17 protein-coding genes are annotated in these 17333 nt (G+C 61.3%); 4 read left to right on the top strand and 13 right to left on the bottom strand.

What is annotated here, in order from left to right:
- Window positions 1–3: 3 nt before the first annotated feature.
- The 5 genes from E4P32_RS04880 to E4P32_RS04860 form a co-directional block, all read right to left on the bottom strand.
- Entirely contained in the window at window positions 4–906 is a 903-nt protein-coding gene (locus E4P32_RS04880) for a pseudouridine synthase (RefSeq protein WP_116433003.1), read from the bottom strand.
- A gap of 13 nt (window positions 907–919) precedes the next feature.
- Window positions 920–2245 (bottom strand): type II toxin-antitoxin system HipA family toxin, encoded by a 1326-nt coding sequence (locus tag E4P32_RS04875; RefSeq protein ID WP_116433004.1) that lies wholly within the window; start codon window positions 2243–2245, stop codon window positions 920–922.
- A complete protein-coding gene (locus E4P32_RS04870; RefSeq protein WP_116433005.1) occupies window positions 2242–2538 on the bottom strand; it encodes a helix-turn-helix transcriptional regulator in 297 nt (98 codons plus the stop codon). The genes E4P32_RS04875 and E4P32_RS04870 overlap by 4 nt, the downstream gene beginning before the upstream one ends.
- A gap of 194 nt (window positions 2539–2732) precedes the next feature.
- Window positions 2733–2918 carry a YjfB family protein gene (locus tag E4P32_RS04865; protein ID WP_116433006.1) on the bottom strand — a complete coding sequence of 62 codons (186 nt, stop codon included), beginning with the start codon at window positions 2916–2918 and terminating at the stop codon, window positions 2733–2735.
- 227 nt (window positions 2919–3145) lie between these two features.
- A complete protein-coding gene (locus E4P32_RS04860) occupies window positions 3146–3328 on the bottom strand; it encodes a hypothetical protein (protein WP_116433007.1) in 183 nt (60 codons plus the stop codon).
- Between the two features lie 159 nt (window positions 3329–3487).
- On the opposite strand from E4P32_RS04860, the gene E4P32_RS04855 reads away from it, so the two are divergent.
- On the top strand, window positions 3488–5542 hold the full coding sequence (locus E4P32_RS04855; RefSeq protein ID WP_116433008.1) for a site-specific recombinase: 2055 nt from the start codon (window positions 3488–3490) through the stop codon (window positions 5540–5542).
- A gap of 25 nt (window positions 5543–5567) precedes the next feature.
- Here the strand turns inward: E4P32_RS04855 and E4P32_RS04850 are convergent, their stop codons facing one another.
- The 8 genes from E4P32_RS04850 to E4P32_RS04815 form a co-directional block, all read right to left on the bottom strand.
- On the bottom strand, window positions 5568–6380 hold the full coding sequence (locus E4P32_RS04850; protein WP_116433009.1) for an anti-sigma factor: 813 nt from the start codon (window positions 6378–6380) through the stop codon (window positions 5568–5570).
- The gene (locus E4P32_RS04845; protein ID WP_116433010.1) at window positions 6377–6877 is read right to left on the bottom strand and encodes an RNA polymerase sigma factor; all 501 of its coding nucleotides are present in this window, start codon (window positions 6875–6877) and stop codon (window positions 6377–6379) included. Before E4P32_RS04845 ends, E4P32_RS04850 begins: the two co-directional genes overlap by 4 nt.
- 39 nt (window positions 6878–6916) lie before the next feature.
- Window positions 6917–7285: a hypothetical protein gene (locus tag E4P32_RS04840; protein WP_116433011.1), complete on the bottom strand. Its 369-nt coding sequence runs from the start codon at window positions 7283–7285 to the stop codon at window positions 6917–6919.
- A gap of 117 nt (window positions 7286–7402) precedes the next feature.
- Window positions 7403–7846, bottom strand: coding sequence for a group 1 truncated hemoglobin (locus E4P32_RS04835; protein ID WP_116433012.1), 444 nt, complete (start codon window positions 7844–7846; stop codon window positions 7403–7405).
- A complete protein-coding gene (locus E4P32_RS04830) occupies window positions 7846–8700 on the bottom strand; it encodes a DUF3034 family protein (RefSeq protein ID WP_199525606.1) in 855 nt (284 codons plus the stop codon). The genes E4P32_RS04835 and E4P32_RS04830 overlap by 1 nt, the downstream gene beginning before the upstream one ends.
- Window positions 8701–8821: 121 nt before the next feature.
- Window positions 8822–11206: an EAL domain-containing protein gene (locus E4P32_RS04825; protein ID WP_116433014.1), complete on the bottom strand. Its 2385-nt coding sequence runs from the start codon at window positions 11204–11206 to the stop codon at window positions 8822–8824.
- A 38-nt stretch (window positions 11207–11244) separates the two neighbouring features.
- Window positions 11245–11853 (bottom strand): methylamine utilization protein, encoded by a 609-nt coding sequence (locus E4P32_RS04820; RefSeq protein ID WP_116433015.1) that lies wholly within the window; start codon window positions 11851–11853, stop codon window positions 11245–11247.
- A 154-nt stretch (window positions 11854–12007) separates the two neighbouring features.
- Window positions 12008–12625 (bottom strand): TetR/AcrR family transcriptional regulator, encoded by a 618-nt coding sequence (locus E4P32_RS04815; protein WP_116433016.1) that lies wholly within the window; start codon window positions 12623–12625, stop codon window positions 12008–12010.
- 246 nt (window positions 12626–12871) lie between these two features.
- Between E4P32_RS04815 and E4P32_RS04810 the strand changes: the two genes are divergently transcribed.
- The 3 genes from E4P32_RS04810 (at window position 12872) to E4P32_RS04800 (ending at window position 17291) form a co-directional block, all read left to right on the top strand.
- Window positions 12872–14380 (top strand): efflux transporter outer membrane subunit, encoded by a 1509-nt coding sequence (locus tag E4P32_RS04810; protein ID WP_116433017.1) that lies wholly within the window; start codon window positions 12872–12874, stop codon window positions 14378–14380.
- An 85-nt stretch (window positions 14381–14465) separates the two neighbouring features.
- Entirely contained in the window at window positions 14466–15710 is a 1245-nt protein-coding gene (locus tag E4P32_RS04805; protein WP_116433018.1) for an HlyD family efflux transporter periplasmic adaptor subunit, read from the top strand.
- 15 nt (window positions 15711–15725) lie between these two features.
- Window positions 15726–17291: a DHA2 family efflux MFS transporter permease subunit gene (locus E4P32_RS04800; RefSeq protein ID WP_116433019.1), complete on the top strand. Its 1566-nt coding sequence runs from the start codon at window positions 15726–15728 to the stop codon at window positions 17289–17291.
- Window positions 17292–17333: the final 42 nt, after the last annotated feature.

Below are 17333 nucleotides of genomic sequence, written 5' to 3'. Positions count from 1 at the left end.
AAGCTAAAGGGTCCTGAGGCTTTCGAAGTAACGCACGTCGCCGCTGAGCGGATCGGTGAAGGCAATCGAGCGCGCCAGCAGTTTCAGCGGCGCGTCGTAGTTGTCCGCCATGCCGGCCGGTACGACGTGCGGATAGAAGTTGTCGTTGACGATGGGAATGCCGAGCGCCGCCATGTGCACGCGCAGTTGATGCTTGCGCCCGGTGACCGGATTGAGGCGGTACAAACCCAGTGCGCCGCGCCGCTCGATGAGATCGACCTGCGTCTCCGAGTTGGGCTCGCCCTCTTCTTCGCGCATCAGGAAGAATTTGTCGGCGTCGACCATGCGGCTGCGATGCACGAAGGGGAAACTGCGCCCTTCCAGCATCCCGGCCAGCGCTTCGTAGGTCTTGTCCATCGTGCGTTGCTGAAACATCGCCTGGTACGCGCCGCGGCTGGCGGGATTGTGCGAAAAGATGATGACGCCGGCGGTCTCGCGATCGAGCCGGTGGATCGGCGTCAGGTCGGCCAGGCCGGTTTTCTTCTTCAGGCGCACCAGCAGGCTTTCGTGCAGGAAGCGGCCGGTCGGGATCACCGGCACGAAATGCGGCTTGTCGACCACCAGCAGATGCGCATCCTGATGCAGGATCTGTTCGGTGAAGGGAATCGGCGTTTCGCTGCCTTCCAGGTCGCGGTAATAAAAGATACAGTCGCCGCGCCGGTAAGGCGACGCCGGAGTCAGCATGACGCCGTCCTGATTCACCACTTCGCCGCGCGCCATGCGTTGCCGCCACGCCTCTTCCGTCACGCCGGGAAAACGCGCCGTCAGGAAGTCCAGCATGTTGCTCCACAAACCCGCAGCCTCCTGCAGCCACAGATAGCTTGGTGCGACGCCGTCCCTGAGCGGCAAAGGCGCGGTGGGTTTCATGTGATGTCCTTCATCATGCCTTGCCGCTGATCTTGCGCGCGGCGCGGCGCTGCCAGGCGATCACGCTGGGGTTGTTGTCCAGATGCGCCTTGATGCGGCTGCGCTGGGTGTCATTGAGCGGCAGGCTTTGCAACAACGCCGGCCAACTTTGCATCGCACGCTCGACGGTGTCGACCAGCACCATTTGCAGCTTGGGTTCGGGAATGTGCCAGATATTGGCCAGCTCGCGCAGCACCGCCGGCGTCAGCAGTTGGCGCGCCTTCTCGCCGGGGGCAAACGCCAAGGCGTGACCGTGACCGGCGAGGTAAGCCGAATACGCCACGATGTCATAGGCCGGTGACAGCTCAGCCGCCTGCGGCGTGCGATACAGCATGCTGAAATTCTTGAGGTGGGCGTCGAAGTTGCCGAGCAGTTCGTTCACCTTGATCCGGCGCAGCAACTCGAACAGGTCTTCCTCTCCCTTGATACTGCGCTCTTGCAGCACCACGCCGAGCGCTGCATAGGTGCCGGCATATTTGGCAGCGGCCGGAGTGCCGGTGATCTGGGCGAAGTCTTCCATGTGCAGCCGCCCGGTCGCGGTGCCGGCGTCACGGTCGAAGCGGTGGATCAGCAGGAAATTCTCAGCATCGCTGCGCAGCCCGAACGGCAAGCGATCCGCGATCGCCGTCAGCGGCACCAATTCGTGCTCGCACACCTGGACACCCGCAGCGCGCGCCAATGCGAGCGAGGAAAACTCCACCTCCGGCATCTGCGGATAATCCGAGGCCGGCAGCTTGCCGATGAAATGCGCGCCGCGCGCGTCCTTGGAACGCATCACGTAACGTCCGCCCGTGGCACGGACCAGCCCGATCTTGGGCTGCACGCCGGAGATCGATTCCCCATCCGGCGTGGGCAACTGGCCGGCGCTCATTTCATAGCTATCGCGGCCCTGCCCGATCAGGCGGCCAAGATGGCGGTCATCAAGGGTTTCCGACAAGGCCGACACGTCGCCCGGCAAATCCTTGCCGCAATACGCCAGCAGGCCGAATTCGTCGTCCGGCGCCAGGTCGGCGCGCTCGATCAGGTGCTTGCGCAACTGGCCTTCCGGCAGCAGGTTCTGGAAAAACGCCGGCAAGCCGCCCTTGCCGTCGCCGCGATTGGCCTCCAGCGCGGGATTGAGCAATTGGGCGACGGTGCGCTCTTCAGTCGAGCCGCGATATAGCTGCGACAGCACCGGTCGGTTCGGGTCGATGGCGTAGGCATCGTCGAAGCGGAAATACACGCGCCCATCGTCGAGGGCAAACAGCGAACCGACTTCAGTGACGCCGAGACGGATGCGCAGGGATCGCAACATGCTCATGATCCGTTCCTCATCAAGGCGTGCAGACGTTCGGACAATTCCGTGCGCTCGCCCTCACCGCCTTGTTCGGCGGCGCGCTGTGCCGAGACTTCCCGCGGCACCAGCAACAGCTCCAGCCCGAGTTCGGTGCAGATGGACAGCAGTTTGCTGAGCTCGATATTGCCCTTGCCGGTTTCCAGTGCCTGCAGGGTATTGCGATGGATGCCGCTGCGCTCGGCCAGGCTGGTCGAACTGAGTTGCCGGGCCTTGCGAGCGCTGCGGATCTGACTGCCGAGGGCGAGAAGTGATTGCATAATAAATTGTGCTGATGGGCTTGATGTCCATTTTATTATGCATTTCTGAAAAAGCAAGGAAATGCATAACAAATTAGTCATACATATAAAATGACTAATTTATTGTGTAATTTATATCAAGATGATAAAACTGCGCCAGAAACAAAAAATCGCCCCGGAGGGCGATTTCAAAGCACAAGACCGACAATCAAAAATCAGGCAACAGTGTTGACGTTGCGACCGATATTTGGATTGGCAGGCAGAGGCAAGGCATTCAAGAGGCCCACGGCAGTAGTAGCCTGGACATCGAGCGCCTTTTTCAGCATCGCAATATTGACGGAATCACTTGTCTCTTTCGCGGCAAGTGCCGAAGCGACGGCGGGAATGTTACCAACGTCCATGATTCACTCCTTTGATGATGTCACCCTATAACGTCATCTTTTCGTATTTCTTTACGACAATCAAGACGTTTTACAAAAATAGACGAAGTTTTTTACTCCATTTATTGCCAATAAAACAAAGACTTAGCAATTCATCACGACGTTCGCGGTAGCTTGCGGCCAAAAAAAATCGCACCCGTGACGGATGCGATTGAATGGAAACCCGCATAATCCGGTTTCCTCCCCCCTCAGGCCTTGGTATTGATGAGACGGCCGATATTCGGGTTGGCTGGCAGGGCCGGACTGACCAGGCCGATCACGTCGTCGACGACGTGGTTGGCGACCTTGGTCAGGTCCAAACCTATCCCTTCCACAGCTTTTTTCGCCAGCCAGGCGGTTGCGACACCAGTTGCCAGAGATGCAATCTCCATGATGACTCCTTTTACTAACCAGGCTTATGCAACTCCCCGTTAGCGACACAATCTGACATCTCTTTACGAAAATCACATGTCCTTATCTTTGTTTTACACAGGTTAAGATTGCGCCCCTGAACCGCTTACACTGGCCTCCGTTCCTTCTTCATTGCACCCATGCTCCACCTATTAGAAAAAATCAGCGCCGCTCTTGCCACCACCTCCGCCGGCAGCGACCTCGACCATGCGATTGCACTGGTCAAGGCCCTGCGCCCGCAAAAGCGCGAAGCGCCGGAACTCGCCATCACTAACGTGCGCACACTGACGCACTTGCTGCAGCAGCATCCGCACCACGCCGCCGCGCTGCGCCATCACCTGCTGCATCTGCTGTCAATGCGACGCCAGACCAGCCTGTACACCGACATCGGCATCCTGTCGAACGACGGCTTCTTCTCCGAACTGCACCGCCGCCTCGCCTACCGCGTGCTGCCGCCGGCGCTGGATGAGCGCTACCTGTCCGACTGCCTGGAACAGCTGTTCCCCTTCAACACCGACTATCTGTGGATGCGCGCGGTGCCGGTCGATGACTGGGCTGCGTTGTTCGCCGTATTGCAAAACGCCGATGATGAACTGCCCCTCGATGCTGACAAGTTCGACGAGCAAAAGACCCTGACCGAGATCCTGCTGGCCATCCAGGTGCTGTCCTACCGTATCAGCGCGATCGGCATTGAGCCGGAACTGATCCGCATCTACAGCGACGTCAAGGCCTTCGAATCACCGTTCCTGATGCAGAACGTCGAACTGCACCGCTATCTCGATGGCTACATGCATCACCTCAATGGCGACCCGACGCCGCTGGAAGACGCCAGCCACGTGCTGGTGATGCTGGATCAATGCCAGGAAGTCGTCAGCCGCATCCGCAAGAGCACGCTGCGCCTGGGCACCAGCATCGCCGTCACTTACCGGCTGGTGCGTCTGGACCAGCATCTGGACCGCCTGCGCAAGCTGCTGTCGCTGGTCGACGTCGGTAAGCCTGAACAGGCCGCGGCGCTGGCAACGCAAAAGCGCGCCATCGGCCTCGAACTGGGACTGGAGCTGATCGAGGCGCACAACCGCAAGTACACCGTGCGCGACCTGTTCGCCGCGAACATCAACCTGCTGGCGCGCAACATCACCGAAAACGCCAGCCGCACCGGCGAGCACTACATCGCCGAAGACCGGCGCGAATACGCCTCCATGTACAAATCGGCGGCGGGCGCAGGTTTCATCATCGGCTTCATGTCGATGATCAAGATCCTGTTCTCCTATCTGCGGGCGGCGCCGCTGGTGGAAGCCTTCCTGTTCAGCATGAATTATTCGCTCGGCTTCATGCTGATCCACGTGCTGCATTTCACGGTGGCGACCAAGCAGCCGGCCATGACCGCCTCGCGCATCGCCGCCGGGCTGCACAGCAGCGACGGCCGCAACCTCGATCTCGACAGCCTGACCGAACTGATCGTCAAGGTGATCCGCACGCAGTTCGTGGCGGTGCTGGGCAACCTGACGATCGCCTTCCCGGTGGCGTATCTGCTGGCGAGCGGCTACTTCATGCTGGCCGGCCATCACTTCGTCGCGCCGGACAAGGCGCAGCACCTGCTGCACGACATCGATCCGTTCTCCAGCCTGGCCCTGTTCCACGCAGCGATTGCGGGCGTGTGCCTGTTCCTGGCGGGCTTGATCTCCGGCTATTACGACAACAAGGCGCTCTATACGCGCATGTCGCAGCGCGTGGCCCGCGCACGCTGGCTCAGCCGCATGCTGGGCAAGGCGCGCACGGCGCGATTGGGGGATTATCTGGAAACCAGCCTGGGCGGCCTGATGGGGAATTTCTACTTCGGCATCCTGCTGGGCACCATCGGCACCGTCGGTTTCCTGCTCGGGCTACCGATCGACATCCGCCACATCACATTTGCGGCGGCCAATTTCGCCATTGCGCTGGTCGGGCTCGACCATACCGTCGGCTGGAGCGTGATCGCGGTCTCGACGTTCGGCGTACTGGCGATCGGTACGGTCAACCTGTGGGTGAGTTTTTCGCTGGCGCTGTTCGTGGCGCTGCGGTCGCGCCAGGTGAAGTTCCGCCACGGCTGGCCGCTGCTGAAGTCGCTGTGCGCGCGCTTCCTGAGGAAGCCGGTGGATTTCTTCATTCCGCCCCGTGCTGCGCCGGTAGCGCAGGATGGACCTGAATCAGCCTAGGCTCAGCTCAGGACCAGCCCAAGTTCTATCGGGCCGGTTTGTCCAGCTGTTCGTAGACGCTGTTGGCGATGCGCGCCAGCTCTGCACGGTCGATGCTGCCTGACAAGGCGTAGCCGAATTTGCCGTCGATCCAGTAGAACACGTTGACCGTGCCTTCCTGTGCAAAGCGGAAGCCGGTGTCCTTGTTTTGCACCTGGTCGGTGGAAACGTACAAGGTCAGTCGCCGGCCTGCGCCGTCGTGGTACATGAACTGCGCCACCGGTGCGCTCTGGCCCGGCAGCAAACGTCCGCCGATCAGTTCGTAACCCAGGGGAGCGAGTTTGGGCGCGCGGACATCGGCGCCGATGCGTTTGGACAGCCAGCGCACCAGCGCTTCTTCCTGGTCGGCGCCGACTTCCACCGGACGACGCGGATCGGGCGTATAGACGGCGTGCGCCACTGCGGCGCGGCGCGCCATCATCAAGGGCGCATCCACGCGCGTTGCGTTACCCGCCACGGCGGCAATCCAGCCCACCGGCGACGACTGCGCCGCGCCATGCAGATACCAGCCGCCGGCGCCGGCAAAGATCGCGACGATAAACACGGCGGCGTAACGCCGCAGCAATTCCCAGTTGCTGCTCGGACGCGCCGCCAGGCGCGCCGGCAGCGGTTCATCCAGCACCGGATCGAACAGCAGATGCAAGGCCTGGTTCTGGTGGCGGTAAGTGCGCAGGCGCTCCGCTTCTTCCGGATGGTGTTCAAGCCAGGCGGCAACGTCGGCCAACCGCTCCTGCGGCAGCAAGCCGTCGACATAGCCCTGCAAATCGGCTTCGGTAACCGGCAACGGGTTCGGATTCATTTGACCACCTTCAACGTCGAATGCTGGGGCCGTCCCTCGACCAGCATGCGCAAGCGCTCGCGGCCGCGCGACAGGCGCGACATGACGGTCCCGAGCGGAATGCTCAGCGTCGCGGCCACTTCTTCATAGGTCATCTCTTCGAGCACGACCAGCAATAAAATCTCGCGTTGTTCGGCCGCCAGCTGGCGCAGCGCCGACTCGAGGTCGTAGCCGACCAGGCGGTCCGGCGTGTAAGCCTGCGTTGCCAGGGCATCTTCGTCGTCCAGCGTGACTGTCGGAATTACCGGCTTGCGGCGCTGGTCGACGTGCAGGTTGTGCATGATGCTGAACAGCCAGGGCCGCATGTCGCTGCTTTTGCGCCAGCTCGACAGCTTTTGCCAGGCGCGCTCCATGGTGTCCTGCACCAGGTCGTCGGCGCCGGCGCGATCGCCCACCAGCGCCCGCGCATAACGGCGCAGACGCGGCAGACAAGCCAGCAGGTGACTTTCGTCGGACATGGACTCAGGCTGGGAGTTGAAGATGGAGACGGAGACGGATCAGTTCTTGACGACGTGCCAGATGTTCTTGAAGTTGTCGCCGTTGCGATCGCCCGGATTCTTGTCGGACGCGAACAGATACAGTGGCTTGCCGTTGAGGGCCAGCTGGGCGCTGCCATCATCGCGCTTGATCACCGAGAACGGCGCGCTGGGCGTGCCGACCGGTGCTACCGGCGGCCAGGCAGTGGCGCAAGGACCGTTACAGACGCTCTTGCCGGCCGGATCGTTGTCGAAGGTATAGACGGTCATGCCCTTGGTGGTGACGAGGACATCGTCGGCTTTCTTGACGGCCATCTCTTCAGCAAAGGCGGCAGGTGCGGCGGACGACAGCAAGGTCAATGTCAGCAGGGACAGTGGGAGCAGTTTCATGGCGATATTCCTTTTCGTTGCAGGGTTGCGCGGTTTTGCCTTACCCATGACAGAGTAGACGTGTGCAGCGCGGTTTTATTCCACTACAACGAAAATATATTCCGCCGGTCCGATTCTTTACTTTGTGACAACAGTGCGTTGCATCGGCGCCAGCAGGGCCAGCAGCTTGTTCTGCGTGCGCGACGGGATGTTCGACTTGTCCATCGCCGCCTGCAAATCCTCCACCAACGCGTTGAACTGCATGTTGCTCAGGCCCAGGCCCTGGTGCACTTCCTTCATCGGGTCGCCGCTGTACTTGCACGGACCGCCGCTCAGTTCGCAGAACTGTTCGGTGATCAGCTTGGCCAGCCGCTTCATGTCAGTTTCCTTGAAGGTGTCCTTGATGCGGGCATCGGCCAGCGCCAGCGCCAGCGTGTCGTCGACCACTTTGGTCAGCACGTCCAGGCCGCCCAGATCGCGGTACAGGCTGTCGTCGGTTTTTTGGGCATGAGCCGGCAAGGCGGTCGCCAGCGCAATCAGAGTTGCGGCCAGCCAGCCGGATACTGTCGTCGGATTTTTCATCAGAAGCCCGCCTGCACGGAAAGATAGACGCCGTCCTGGCGCTTGGGGTTGTAGATGGTGATGTCGCCGAGCGAGACGTAGGCCAGCGTCAGCGACAGGTTCTTGCTCGGGAACCAGGCGACGAAGGCGTCGTAGTAATCCTTCTCATTGTCGGCGCCGAGGTTGCGCGGCTTCATGCGGTATTCCGCACCGACCACCCATTGGCGATTGAGCAGATAGGCTACCGAGCTTTCCAGCATGGCCTGGTAGCGGTCGCTCTTGTCGCCGCCGAAACCGAGGATGCCCATCTGGTTGGCCTTGGTGGCGCGCACGGTGGCGTTGACCAGCAGGCTCTGGTCGAGGAACAGCTTGGTCGCCGCAAGGTAATAGTCGATGCCGGAATCGCTCTTGGCGCCGAGGTCCTTGACGTTGGCGACCGCGCCCAGGCCGCCGATGCCGTTATTGCGCTTGACCATCACGCCGGCGGCGATCTGCGGCATCCAGGTGTCCTGGTCGTAGACGATGTCGCCGGCCAGCTTGACCTTGACGCCGTAGATGTCCTGGTCGATGCGCAGATTGTTGAGCGGCGCCTGGCTGCCGGTGAAGCGCTGCTTGGCCACCGACAACTCGACACGGTCGGCGATGCCGACGGCGACGCCGTACGAGGCCAGCTTGTAATCCTGGGTGCCGACATAGGTGTAATGCACATTGGCGCCGTAACTGTCGCGGCTGCCGTAACCGGTAATGGTAGCCCACGGCACCAGGCCGCCGCCGCCCGCGCCTTCGACCTGGACTACCCCGGCCGTGGCCATCAGCTTGCCCATGTCGGGCGTCATTGAACTCTGCGCCGATGCCGCTGCAGACATCAATGCCATGAACGCGCCCGATGCGATCACGGACGCTCGTCGCAGCGCCCTTTCTGTTTTATTGGTCATGTATTTCCCCTTTCCCCCAACTCTGCTGCCCCGAATCTGTATCGACTCCGGGTGCAGCAACTCAAATTGCCATATTCTCCGACTGGCTCGGTACTTCCGGCGGCGTCCATTGCTCTAGCCATTCGATGAAGCGATCGCCGGGCATCGGCTTGCTCATGAAATAACCTTGCGCCTGGTCGCAACCCATCTGCCGCAGCAGGTTCCAGACCGCCAGCGTCTCCAGCCCTTCGGCCACCACGCGCAGGCCCATGTTGTGGCCCAGGTCGATGGTCGACTTGACGATCTTGGCGTCGTCGGCGTCGTGCTCCATGTTCATCACGAACGATTTGTCGATCTTCAGCTCATCCACCGGCAGGCGTTTCAGATAAGCCAGCGAAGAATAACCGGTACCGAAATCGTCAATCGCCAGTTCCACGCCCATGGCGTGCAGTCGCTCCAGCGTCAGCTGCGCGCGCACCGGATCGTCCATGATGGCGCTCTCGGTGATCTCCAGGCACATCGACGACGGCGCCAGGTTGTTGCGCTCCAGGATATCGGCAAAGTGCTGCGGCAAATCCTGATCCAACAGATCACGTGTCGACAGATTGACCGAAAACTTGAGCGAAATACCGCGTTTTTGCATTTCGCTGCAGAGGATTGCCGTTTTGCCAAGCATCCACGACGTCAGCATGCGGATGAAGCCGGTGGTCTCGGCAAACGGGATGAAATTGTCCGGGCCGATGAAACCCTTCTCGGGATGCATCCAGCGCACCAGCGCCTCGGCGCCGACCACGCGCCCCGAGGCCAGGTCGACCTTGGGCTGGGCGTACAACAGGAATTCGTCGCGGTCGAGCGCGCGCCGCAGTTCGCTCAGCAGGCTCAGGCTTTCCTGGCTGCTCTTGTCGATCGATGGTTCATAGACGGTGAAGCCGCTGCCGCGCCGCTTGGCGACATACATCGCTACTTCGGCGTTGCTCAGCAGGGTGTCGCTGTTCTCGCCGTTTTCAGGATAACCGGCGATGCCGATGCCCGCGCCCAGATCCACGGTCTGCTCGTCGATCGACAGCGGCACTTCCAGCGAACTCAGGATGCGCTTGGCCTGGCGCACCGCTTCGACCTGATCGGTGGCCGGCAGCAGGATCGCGTATTCGTCGCCGCCGAGACGCGCGACCTTGTCGTTTTCACGTTCCAGCTGCTGTTCCAGACGGCGTCCCACCTGGCGCAGCAGGCTGTCGCCGAAGCTGTGGCCGAGCACGTCGTTGACGTGCTGGAAGCGATCCAGGTCCATCATCAGGATGTGGCATTGGCCGCCGGTGGTCTTGGCGCGCTCGATGGCGGTGTTGAGCAAGGTGGCGAACTGCACGCGGTTGGGCAAGTCGGTCAGCGGATCCCAATACGCCAGACGACGGATTTCCAGTTCGCGGTTGGCGATGCCGGAACGCATGCTTTCGAAAGCGTCGGCCAGCTTGCCGATTTCGTCGCCGCCCTTGATGTTGATGCGGGCGCGGTAGTCGCCGGTCCCGAGCCGTTTGGCGACATCGGCCAATGCGCGCAGCGGACTGGTGATGCGGCGCGCCACGAAGGCGCTGGCGAAGATCGCCATGATCACGCCGATAATGCTGATGGACAGCAGGATAAGTTGCAGGCGGCGATACGGCGCCACCGCTTCGCTGATCGAACGCTGCAGCACCGCCACCGCGCTCTGGCTGCCCTGGCCTTTGGCCAGCACCAGCACGCGCGCGCTGTAGTCGTTGTCGGCGATGCTCAATTGGGGGATAAAACTGTTGCTGGCCGGCGACTGCGGCAATTGCGACATCAGCATGGTCGATTCCGGTTTGGCCAGCGTCGACACATCCTGCTGCCATTGGCCTGCGCGTGTGCTGACCAGCACGCTGACTTGCAGCGACGACAAGGCGCGCATGTCGGAAATCAGTTTTTTATCGACCGGGAAGCCCATCACGACCCAGCCAATGATGACCGGAGCCCGCACCGGCACGGCGACGATCTGGAACAGGTTGTCGTCGACGATCACGGTATCGGAAGCGCCGTTGGTGGTGGCAGCCTTGCTGACCAGTTCCAGCGCGCTGCGCTGCAGGTCGGTGCTTGGGTAAGCCTGGGTGGAAGCTTTGACACGCTGGTCGGTGCCGATCAGCATCGACAGTGTCGAGCCGATGCGCGCGCCGTGGTTCTCAAGTACGGAGGTGATGGTTTCGCGATCGTCGGTGCCGATCGCCTGGCGGAAGCCGAAGTCCGAGGCCAGCAGGCGTGCGCCCTGGGTCAGCTTGTCGGCGTTCTGTTCCAGCAGGCGCAAGAACACGCGCTCGCCGATGATCAGCTCGTCGCGGATCGACGCGCGCGCGTTTTCATCGATCGCCTTGCGAATGGCGATAAAACCCGCCAGCTGGACCAGCAGGATCAGGATGATGAATAGCGCAACGATGCGATTTTCCAGCCGATGCCAACGCACTTGTGAGCTCCCCGTTTCTCTTTAGCTTGCGGCTACGCTTATTCCACCGGAACGGCCTTGACGCTCAGCTTGACCGAGGCGTGCAGGTCGGCGCCCTGATACGTGATCGGCTGTTCCATGGCTGCCTCATTGGGCCCCATCTTGAAATACCAGGCCTTCAGCGCATACTTGCCGTTGACCAGCCCTTCCAGCTTGACGCGGCCGGACATGTCGGTCTTGCCGAAGAACGGCGTATTGACCACTTGCACGTACGCGACCATCTGGTCGTGGATGTTACAGCCCAGCACCACCATGCCGACCTTGTCGAACACGATCGGGCTGGTCGGAACGCCGGAATACAGCTTCAACTCGAAGGTCTTGGCCGGCGAAAACGAATAGACGTGATGCCGCACCTTGTCGTGATTGGGGAAGAGAATAGGCGTGCCGACTTGCACCACGCTTACCAGCGGAAAGAATTTGACGTCCTTTTGCTCGACTTCGGCCTGCTTCAGCGATTTCGGCGCCACCTGGCCACTGGTCGGCTCGGCATACACCACAGCATTGGGCACGGGTGCGCCGGTGACATCGAGAACCTGTACCGTGACGCTCGCGGCTGCAGCGCTCAAGGCCGCACCGGCCGCCAGCAACGCAAGACTCCCTGCCAGCATGCGACGGGCATACCGGTGAACAAACGATAGACGCATGATCGCTACGAATTTGAATTTGAAAAACGGATCGAAAAATCGGCAGGACAACCTGCCAGCCTGCTCACCTCGGAATTGTTATATACGGCGTTTTTGGCGAGCGAGGCCCATTATGCAATTAATTCGATCTTTGCGCTGTTAAATAACCAACAACGGCAGGAACAATTTCGGAGCGCACGCTGGCTGCATTCAATCCCGGCGGCGCGATCAACACCACGGCATTGACCAGCGCCTTGAGCATGCGCTGGACCACAAAGGCCGCCACATCCACGTCCGGCGCACTGATGCTCTTGCGATGTTTGGTCAGGACCCCGCGGATGGCTTCAAAGAAGCGCTGGCGGACATGGTTCGACACCGGTAGATGGAACGAGGGAAATTCTTCTTCCAGAATGCGGTTCAGTTCCGGCTCGACCAGATGCGCCGCCACCAGCGCTTCGATCAACGCCTCGAAGTCGCGTACAAGACTGCCGGACGCATCCATCTTCGCCACGACTTCTTCAAACAACTGCAGCATGCGCGCGACATGGCGCTCGCGCAGCGCAAAAATCAGCGCGTCCTTGTTGGGGAAATACTGATATAGCGAACCCACGCTGATGCCCGCCGCTTCCGCCACGAGATTGGTGTTGGTCTTGGCGTAACCGCGTTCCACCAGCACTCTCGCCATGGCGTCGAGAATGGTGTCGACCATGGCTTTCGAGCGTGCTTGGCGAGGTTCTTTGCGAGGCTGCAGTTTCATTTTTCAATCCAGTTTTCTAACATGAGCTAATGTTCGTATATACGAGTATAATACAAAAAGATGAGTTTTTACTCGCTAGCGTGCAAACGGCCTCAGCAAGTCGCCACCGGCCAGGAAGTCAGGATATTCAAAACGGTGGCAGCAACCTCATCAAAAAATTCAGTTTCAAATTTCAAATAGCAGTTCCAGATCGTCTTTTCGATTCACTTCCAGATACAGCAATAAGAATCCACTTTGGAGAATGTCATGAAATCCGCCTCATCGCCCGCACTGCGTCTGCGGGTGATCGCCCTTTGCGCGCTCACCATCGGCATGCTCGGCCTGTCCGGCTGTGCCAGCTTCAGCGGCATCGACAGCGACAAACACCTGGCGCAACCCGGCGATTACGCCGCCGAGCGCAGCCTCGCCGGCCAGAATCAGGGCCAGTGGCCCGCTGCCAATTGGGTCGACCAGTTCGGTGATGCGCAACTGAGCGCGCTGATCGCCGAAGCCATGGCCAACAGCCCGAGCCTGCAACAAGCGCAGGCGCGCATCGCTTCCGCCAGCGCGCTGGCCGAAAGCAAGGGCGCGCCGCTGTTGCCGACCGTGACCGCCGATGCATCCTTCACGCGCAACCTGTTCCCGGAAACCACCATTTATCCGCCTCCCTACGGCGGCAGCTGGTACAACGAGAAAAAGGCCTTCCTGAATCTGGGCTACGAACTGGACCTCTGGGGCAAGAACCACGCCGCGCTGGCGCAAGCCGTGTCACAGCAGAAGGCAGCAGAAGCCGGCGAACAGGAAACCCGCCTGGTGCTGGCCAGCTCGATCGCCTCGACCTACAACCAGTTGGCCACGGAATACGCGCTGCACGATATTGCCCAGCGCACGGTCAACCAGCGCGAGTCGTTGCAAAGGATCACCGCCGACCGCGTCAAGACCGGTCTCGACACGCAGATCGAACGCAACCAGTCGCAAGGCAGCAGCGCGGAAGCACGTGCCCAGCTGGTGCAAAGCGAAGGCCAGATCACGCTGACGCGCCAGCAGCTCGGCGTGCTGATCGGCAAAGGCCCGGACCGCGGCCTGCAAATCGCCGCACCGCGCATGGCCATGCTGACCACGCCGGAATTGCCGGCGCAGTTGCCGCTGAACCTGCTGGGCCGTCGTCCGGATATCGTCGCGGCGCGCTGGCAAGTGGAAGCCGCCACCAAGGACATCGACGTCGCCAAGGCGCGCTTCTATCCCGACATCAACCTGTCGGCCATGATCGGCTTCGACTCGCTGCTCAATTCGAATCCGTTCACGGCCTCCAGCAAGAGCATCGCGTTCGGTCCGGCGATCAGCCTGCCGATCTTCGAAGGCGGCGCCTTGCGCGCCAACCTGAAGGGTTCGTATGCGTCGTATGACATGGCGGTGGCGTCGTATAACCAGACGCTCAATGAAGCCTACGGCGACGTCGCCAGGCAGATCACCGGCATCCGCTCGATCGATCGCCAGTTGCCGATACGCCGCGAAGCGCTGGCATCGACCCAGCGCGCCTACGATCTGGCGCGCGAACGCTATCGCATCGGCCTGACCTCGCAACTGGTGGTGCTCAATGCAGAAACCGCCCTGCTCGCCCAGCAACAGGCGCTGATCAACCTGGAAGCCAGCAAGCGCAACCAGCAGATCGGTCTGTTCAAGGCGCTCGGCGGCGGCTTCGACGCACAGCAGGCAGGACTGGCTATTGCCACAACTGCAGCCCCCTCCAGCCCGACGGCGACCAAAGCCCAATAATTTTTATCATAGATACAAGCGTGACGCGACCGCCCATGAGCGGCTGCGCCTCCCAGAAAAAACAAAGAAATACACGGAGTAATTCATGAGTGAAGCCCTTCCACAAAACGGCAACGCCGGCAATACCGCCAACGCCACCAACACTCCCAATGGCAATGGCAAACGCAAGCGCCAATTGCTGGTGTTGACGTTCGTCCTGATCATCGTCGCCATCGGCCTGTTCCTGTACTGGTTCCTGCACGCCCGCTTCTTCGAAGAAACCGACGACGCTTACGTCGGCGGCAACGTCGTGCAGATTTCGGCCCAGGTCGGCGGCACCGTCACCGCGATCAAGGCCGACGACACGCAAGTCGTCAAGGCCGGCCAGCAACTGGTGTCGCTCGACGCCGCCGACACCAAGCTGGCGCTGGCGCAAGCCGAAGCCGCATTGGCCCAGGCCGTGCGCCAGACGCGCCAGACTTTCCTGAACAACGACACGCTGGCGGCCAACGTCACTGCCGCTGAAACAAATCTTGCCCGCACCCGCGACGATCTGCAGCGCCGTCAGGCCGGCATCGCTTCGGGCGCCGTCTCGCAAGAAGATCTGGCCCATGCACAGGACGCCGTCAAGAACGCCAACGCCTCGCTGGAACAAGCCCGTGCCGGTCTGGCCGCCAACCGCGCCCTGACCGACCACACCAGCGTGACAGAACATCCGAACGTGCTGCAGGCATCGACGCAGGTGCGCAACGCCTACCTGAACTACGCCCGCGTCAATATCGTGGCGCCGGTATCGGGCTTCGTGTCCAAGCGTTCGGTGCAACTGGGCCAGCGCATCGCCCCGGGCAATCCGCTGATGGCCATCGTGCCGCTGGAGCAGATCTGGATCGACGCCAATTTCAAGGAAGGCCAGTTGAAGCACATCCGCATCGGCCAACCGGTTGAAGTGATTGCCGACGTCTACGGTTCCGACGTCAAGTACAAGGGCACCGTGGTCGGCTTCTCGGCAGGCACCGGCGGCGCCTTCTCGCTGCTGCCAGCGCAGAACGCCACCGGCAACTGGATCAAGGTGGTCCAGCGTGTGCCGGTACGCATCGCGCTCAACCCGCAGGAAGTTCAGGCGCATCCGCTGCGCGTCGGCCTGTCGACCACCGCCACCGTGGACATCCACGGCGACGGCAAGACGCTGGAAGCCGTCCCGACCAACTTCCAGACCAATGTCTACAGCGACCTCGGCAAGCAAGCCGACGAGATCGTCGACCGCATCATCAGCGACAACGCCAGTGGCTTGCAGGCTCAGAGTCAGACAGCGTCGAAGAAGAAGGCCGCCATCGTCATTCCTCACACCTGATCGGACGCATCCTCCATGGCGAGCAGTCCTCAAACCTATACACCACCGCCGCCGCTGACCGGCGGCAAGCTGGTGCTGGGCACCTTGTGCGTGTCGCTGGCGGTGTTCATGAACGTGCTCGATTCGTCGATTGCGAACGTGGCGATCCCGACCATCTCGGGCAACCTCGGCGTCTCCATCGATGAAGGCACCTGGGTCATCACTTCTTTTGCAGCGGCCAATGCGATCTCGATTCCGCTGACCGGCTGGCTGACGCAACGCATCGGCGCCGTGCGCCTGTTCGTGTCGTCGGTGCTGCTGTTCGTGCTGGCGTCGTGGCTGTGCGGCCTGGCGCCGACGCTGCCGATCCTGCTGGGCGCGCGCGTCCTGCAAGGCCTGGTGGCCGGCCCGATGGTGCCGCTGTCGCAGTCGCTGCTGCTGGGGGCCTACCCCAAATCCAAAGCCTCGTTTGCGCTGGCGCTATGGGGCATGACCGCCGTGGTTGCGCCGGTGGCGGGACCGGCGCTGGGCGGCTGGATTACCGATGCCTACAAATGGCCGTGGATCTTCTACATCAACATCCCGGTGGGCCTGCTGGCCGCCGGCATGACGATGGCGATCTACAAGGACCGCGAAAGTCCCACGCATAAACTCCCCATCGACACCATCGGCCTGCTGTTGCTGATCACCTGGGTGGCGGCGTTCCAGATCATGCTCGACAAGGGCAAGGACCTGGACTGGTTTGCCTCCCCGACCATCGTGACGTTGGGCATCATTGCGGCGGTGGCCTTTGCCTACTTCGTGATCTGGGAGTTGAACAACGACCATCCGGTGGTGGACTTGCGCCTGTTCGGCAGGCGCAATTTCTTCGGTGGCACGGTGGCGATCTCGATCGGCTACGGCGTGTTCTTCGGCAACCTGGTGTTACTGCCGCAATGGCTGCAGCAGTATCTCGGCTACCGTTCCATCGACTCCGGTCTGTCGACTGCGCCGATCGGGATTTTCGCGGTGATCCTGATGCCGCTGATCGGCAAGTTCCTGCCGCGCATGGACGCGCGCAAGGTGGCGACGGCGTCCTTCGTGGGCTTTGCCTGCGTGTTCTTCATGCGTTCGCACTACAACCTTGAAGTCGACCAGTGGACGGTCATCTTGCCGACGCTGTTGCAAGGTATTCCAACGGCGATGTTCTTTGTGCCGCTGACGGTGCTGCTGCTGTCCGGCCTGCCGCCGGAACGCATCCCCGCCGCCGCCGGCCTGTCGAGCTTCGTACGTGTGTTCTGCGGCGCGATCGGCACCTCGGTGGCGACCACGGCGTGGAACAACCGCACCATCGTGCACCATGCCCAGCTGACCGAGCATGCCACTCCCTACAGCACGGCCTTGCAGCAGATGTTCAGCAATCTCACCGGCAGTTTCGGCATGAGCACTGAGCAGGCCACCGGCCTGATCGAGCGCAACCTGAACGCGCAGGCGGCGATGATCGGCATCAACGACATCTTCTGGCTGTCGGGCGTGATTTTCCTCGTGATCATTCCGGTGATCTGGATCATCAAGCCGGCCAAGGGCAACGCAGGAGCGGAAGCGGCAGCTGCGGCGCACTGATACGCAATTATCTTTTCGCGCAAAGAAAAAGCGCTCGTTCCC

The organism is Herbaspirillum sp. 3R11 (assembly GCF_004563925.1).
Classification (GTDB): domain Bacteria; phylum Pseudomonadota; class Gammaproteobacteria; order Burkholderiales; family Burkholderiaceae_D; genus Herbaspirillum.
The sequence above is the reverse complement of the archived record's forward strand: the minus strand, read 5'-3'. Positions and strand labels throughout refer to the sequence as shown.